The organism is Mycobacterium sp., from assembly GCF_049280035.1.
Classification (GTDB): Bacteria; Actinomycetota; Actinomycetes; order Mycobacteriales; family Mycobacteriaceae; genus Mycobacterium.
Genome location: NZ_JBAPPI010000460.1, coordinates 1 through 4481, shown reverse-complemented (window position 1 = coordinate 4481; position 4481 = coordinate 1). Strand labels below are relative to the sequence as shown.

5 protein-coding genes and 1 pseudogene are annotated in these 4481 nt (G+C 64.1%); 2 read left to right on the top strand and 4 right to left on the bottom strand.

Features of this window, described 5'->3' with window-relative positions; all coding sequences use genetic code 11:
• Positions 1 to 131: pseudogene (locus WAN71_RS15160) on the bottom strand (transcriptional regulator); the annotation flags it as partial.
• A gap of 92 nt (positions 132 to 223) precedes the next feature.
• Between WAN71_RS15160 and WAN71_RS15155 the strand changes: the two are divergent.
• Together WAN71_RS15155 and WAN71_RS15150 are read left to right on the top strand one after the other, a co-directional pair.
• Positions 224 to 1408 (top strand): thiolase family protein, encoded by a 1185-nt coding sequence (locus WAN71_RS15155; protein ID WP_422226116.1) that lies wholly within the window; start codon positions 224 to 226, stop codon positions 1406 to 1408.
• A 9-nt stretch (positions 1409 to 1417) separates the two neighbouring features.
• Positions 1418 to 1933 (top strand): DUF302 domain-containing protein, encoded by a 516-nt coding sequence (locus WAN71_RS15150; RefSeq protein ID WP_422226115.1) that lies wholly within the window; start codon positions 1418 to 1420, stop codon positions 1931 to 1933.
• Positions 1934 to 1957: 24 nt separating this feature from the next.
• Here WAN71_RS15150 and WAN71_RS15145 read toward each other — a convergent pair whose 3' ends face one another.
• From WAN71_RS15145 to WAN71_RS15135, 3 genes are all read right to left on the bottom strand, one after another.
• Positions 1958 to 2494, bottom strand: a complete 537-nt coding sequence (locus WAN71_RS15145; RefSeq protein ID WP_422226114.1) for a hypothetical protein — start codon at positions 2492 to 2494, stop codon at positions 1958 to 1960.
• Between the two features lie 141 nt (positions 2495 to 2635).
• Positions 2636 to 3781: a zinc-binding dehydrogenase gene (locus tag WAN71_RS15140; RefSeq protein WP_422226113.1), complete on the bottom strand. Its 1146-nt coding sequence runs from the start codon at positions 3779 to 3781 to the stop codon at positions 2636 to 2638.
• 75 nt (positions 3782 to 3856) lie between these two features.
• Positions 3857 to 4351 (bottom strand): MarR family winged helix-turn-helix transcriptional regulator, encoded by a 495-nt coding sequence (locus WAN71_RS15135; RefSeq protein ID WP_422226112.1) that lies wholly within the window; start codon positions 4349 to 4351, stop codon positions 3857 to 3859.
• Positions 4352 to 4481 lie beyond the last annotated feature (130 nt).

Here is a 4481-nt window from a genome sequence, read left to right as displayed (position 1 = left end):
CCGTAGTACGCCTCGCGCATGATCAGCATCGCGGATTTGGTGCCGACCGCTGCCATGGTTTTCTCGATGGCGCACTCGCCTACTGCCGACCAGGCGTCACGATCTGCGAGCGCGCCCTGCAAAAGTGTCATGCAAATCACCTCCAGTCTGGGTTGCTCTCACTATACCTAGGTGTTTGGCTAGGTATGGCTATGGATACTTAGCATCGACTCAAGGAGGAGTCATGGCATATCAGGGTCGAGACGCCGTCGTTGTGGGCGCGGTACGCACACCGGTCGGCAAAGGCAAGGCCAGCGGCGCACTGCACGGCGTACTGCCCGCAGACTTGCTGGCCCACAGCTTGCGGGAGTTGGTGCAACGCACCGGCGTGGATCCCGGCCAAATCGACGATGTCATTGCCGGCGCCGTGACGCAGGTGGGCGACCAGGCAGTGAACATCGCGCGTAACGCCCTGTTGGGCGCGGGCTTTCCTGAGTCGGTTCCCGGCACCACGATTGACCGGCAATGCGGCAGCAGCCAGCAGGCCATCAGCTTCGCCGCACAGGGTGTGGTCTCGGGCGCGTACGACCTGGTGATCGCGGGCGGCGTGGAGTCGATGAGCCGCGTTCCGATGGGCAGCTCGGTGCTGCCGGGCAGCAATCCATTCGGTGACGACATGACGCGCCGCTATCCCGACGGGCTGGTGCCGCAGGGCATCAGCGCCGAACTGATCGCCGCGAAGTGGGGCTTCTCCCGCACCGAGCTCGACGAATTCTCGGCTGCCAGTCACGAAAAGGCCGCGCGGGCTACCAAAGAGGGGCTCTTCGACAACGAGTTGGCTCCGATCGCCGGGCTAAGCAACGACGAGATCATCCGGCCCGGTACCACCGTCGAGACCCTGGCCGCCCTCAAGCCGGCCTTCTACGACCCCGCGGTGGAAGCGCGCTTCCCGCAGATCAACTGGGAAATCACCCCGGGCAACTCATCGCCACTGTCCGACGGCAGCGCCGCGGTGCTGATCACCAGCGGCGAGACGGCCAAGAAACTGGGCTTGCGGCCGCTGGCCCGGATTCACACCGCGACGGTGGTGGGCTCCGATCCGCTCTACATGCTGACCGGCGTTACCCCGGCTACCGAGAAGGTGTTAGACCGTGCTGGTCTGACGCTGGCCGACATCGACCTGTTCGAGGTTAACGAGGCGTTCGCGCCGGTGGTACTGGCGTGGGCGCATGACACCGGAGCGGACCTGGCCAAGACCAACGTCAACGGCGGTGCGATTGCAATCGGACATCCGTTGGGCGCCAGCGGTGCTCGCATCATGACAACGTTGGTCAATGCATTGGAGCAGCGCGGCGGACGGTACGGATTGCAGACGATGTGCGAAGGCGGCGGAATGGCCAACGCCACCATCATCGAGCGGATCGACTAGCGGGGCTCCGTGACCACGTCCGCAACTGTTTCGCGCGAAACCCGGTTCGACGGTGTGCGTGTGCGCTACGACAGCGCCAAGAGCTACGACGAGCTGGTCACCGCGCTGCTGGCTGACATCGGTGAACGGGCGGTGCCGATCAACGATTTCGCGACGGCCGCCGACAGCTGGGACTCTTACCGGGCACAGGTGGAATCCCACGTCGGCCCAAGCGGCTTCATGCTGTTCGGCCTGGTCGACCACGGCGCCTGGATCACCAAGGCGGGCGTCGACCGCAAAGTGTTGCGCGTCATCCTCGGTAACCCGCTGATCGCCATCACCATGTTGCGCCACGACGTGACCGCCGGTTTGTTCGCCCCGGTCGAGATGCTGCTGGTCGACGAGGACGACGGCCGCAGCAGTCTGACCTACGTCAAACCGTCGTCAGCGATGGTCATTGAAGAGAACCCCGAATTGCTGAGTGCCGCAAAGCAACTCGATGCGAAGCTGGCGGCATTAGCCACCAAGGTGACCAGCGGCTCTTGAAGGCCTCGCGGTCTGACCCCCGAATTACAGCCAGCCGGTACGGGCGGCAGCAACCAGCTCAGCGGGGGCCGGGGCCAATTCCCCGTCCCGGACGCCGTCGAGCATCCGTTTCACTGCGGCGACGATCTCCGGTGCTGCCGCGGCGAGGCCGGTCTTGTCGGCTTCGGTGACCTCATCGGTATCGACGCCTGCTCGGGTCAGCACGGCGGCCGGGTCTGCCAGCTGATCGGCCAGCCAGGACAGCGGGTCGGCTGACAGCTCGGGGACGAAGTGTCGGCGGCTCGGTTCCCAACCGTTGAAATGCGGGTGGTGATGAGCCCGGTCCAGCGTCCCCGGCGGACTCTCGGTGGATCCGAAAAGGTCCACCCGCCACACCGGGCGGTTGAAGGCGATCGGGACGCCGGCGTACATGGAGCCCTGTGGCTCGGCTCGGCCGATAAGGCGCAGTTCCAATCTGACTCCCCGTTCCGGGGTTTCTTGACCGGCGAGCGGGGCCGGGTCGACGAAGTACATATCGCCGACGACTACACCGACGGCTTCGAATCCGAACGCTGCGAACATCGCGTACCTTTCCTTGTGCCTCATCGAGCGTAGACCCAGGCGGTGGGGGTGGCGTTGATCTGTCGGGGGCTGACAACCGCTACACCACGGTTCCGGCCGCGATGATGGGTCCGCATTCGTATCGATAATCCGTTGATGCAGTTATGGGTGTGCCTGCGGAGTTACCAGGAACTTCTCCCCGGTGGCTCGCTTGACATAGGCATGGAACGCATCAGGCTTAAGCATGCCGGCGAGTGAAACCTCCCGGGTGTAGGTACTCGCGAACGTCGTGGTGAGCTCCGCGGCTACACGGGCCCGGAGCCTACCAATGGCTTCGGCCCCGATGCTTTGAAGAAACGGCGTCAGCAGCCACCCGCCAACACCCCACGCCATTCCGAAGTCCCTCGTGAGCGTCGTCGGACTCGTGTCGAGGCCCCCGTAGATGTACACCTGCTTGTGAACGGTCGACCCATAACGTGAATATCCCTCCGCGGTCGCGTTCGCCGCTTCCTCCATGCCACTGAGAATCTGACTCGCGAGCGTGCCCCCGCCCGTTGCGTCGAACGCAACCGTCGCGGACGTCGCTTTGAGAGCCTCGACGAGGTCTCTCGAGAACGACGGCGATGCCGAATTGCAGACATGGACCGCGCCGAGGGACCTCAGCAGCTCTTGTTGGTCGGGCTTGCGGACGATGTTGACAAGCGGCACCCCGTCTTTGATGCAGAGCTTGACGAGCATCTGGCCGAGATTCGACGCCGCCGCGGTGTGCACGAGGGCCGAATGGCCGTCACGGCGCATGGTTTCCAGCATTCCCAGAGCTGTCAACGGATTGACGAAAGACGACGCCCCATCCTTCGCCGTTGTCCCCTCGGGCAAAACAAGACACGCGGAAGCATCCACCGCTCGGTACTGCGTGTACATTGCGCCGCCAGCGATCCCCACCGTCTTGCCGACAAGTGCCTGGGCCGCCGGGGAGGACCCAGCCGCCACGACGGTGCCCGCCCCCTCATTGCCCACCGGAAGCGGTTTATCGACTCGCGCCGAAAGCCCTCCCAGTGCCCCCTCTCCCAACGTCGCGGTAACGACTGGGCGCTCCGGCGTGCCCGCTACCGTCGCGGCAGACATGTTGGCGCCGGCGATGAGGACGCCCAAGTCAGACGGGTTGATCGGCGAGGCTTCCACGCGTACCAGCACCTCATTAGCGGCGAGGGACGGAACTGGGACGTCGTGCAGTGAGAGCTCGAGCGTGCCCTGCGACGTCACCAGCGAACGCAGTTCCAGTGCTCGGTCAGGCAAATCTGCGGTCATCGGGTGCCCCTTTCCTGTTGCGAGTGTGTCTTGCAACCTATGAACTCACAACGCGGTCACAGATCTTCCGCCGGCTTAGGGCGACGCGGTGCTGGGCCAGCTGTCATCCGGCGGCAGCCCATCGAGGATGCGCTGGCAAATCGCGCCCAGCTGACGAGTCTGGTTTGGCGTCAATCGATCGAAGACGAACTGCCGCACGGTGTCGACGTGGGCGGGGGCGACCTCTTGGAGTCGTCGGCGTCCCGCGGCGGTCAACATCGCAAGGGTGTAACGGCCATCCTCGGGGTCGGTCTGCCGCGACAGCCAGCCGTGCTTTTCCAGGCGGGCGACGGCTTGGGACAACCTTGGCAACGAGCTGCCTGAGGTCGTCGCGAGCACGCTCATCCGCAGCTTCGACCCTGGTGCCTCAGACAGCCGCGCCATGATCAGGTACTCGAAGTGGCCGATCCCGAACTCGCGCTGCAACTGAGCGCTCAAGAATGGTTGCAGCCGCAGGATCATCGTCGACAGCTGCGCCCAAGTGCGTTGTTCGTCTTCGTCCAGCCAGCGAGTCTCACGCGCGGTGCTCACAGTCCCACTGTAACTTAATCATTGAACCGCAAATATTCGACTCACTTAATTGTTTAACTTGAGATAAGCCGGCCGCAGACAACGGGAAGCAGGGGTCGAGCAGTGCAGGCAGTGGAAGTGATCGGACCAC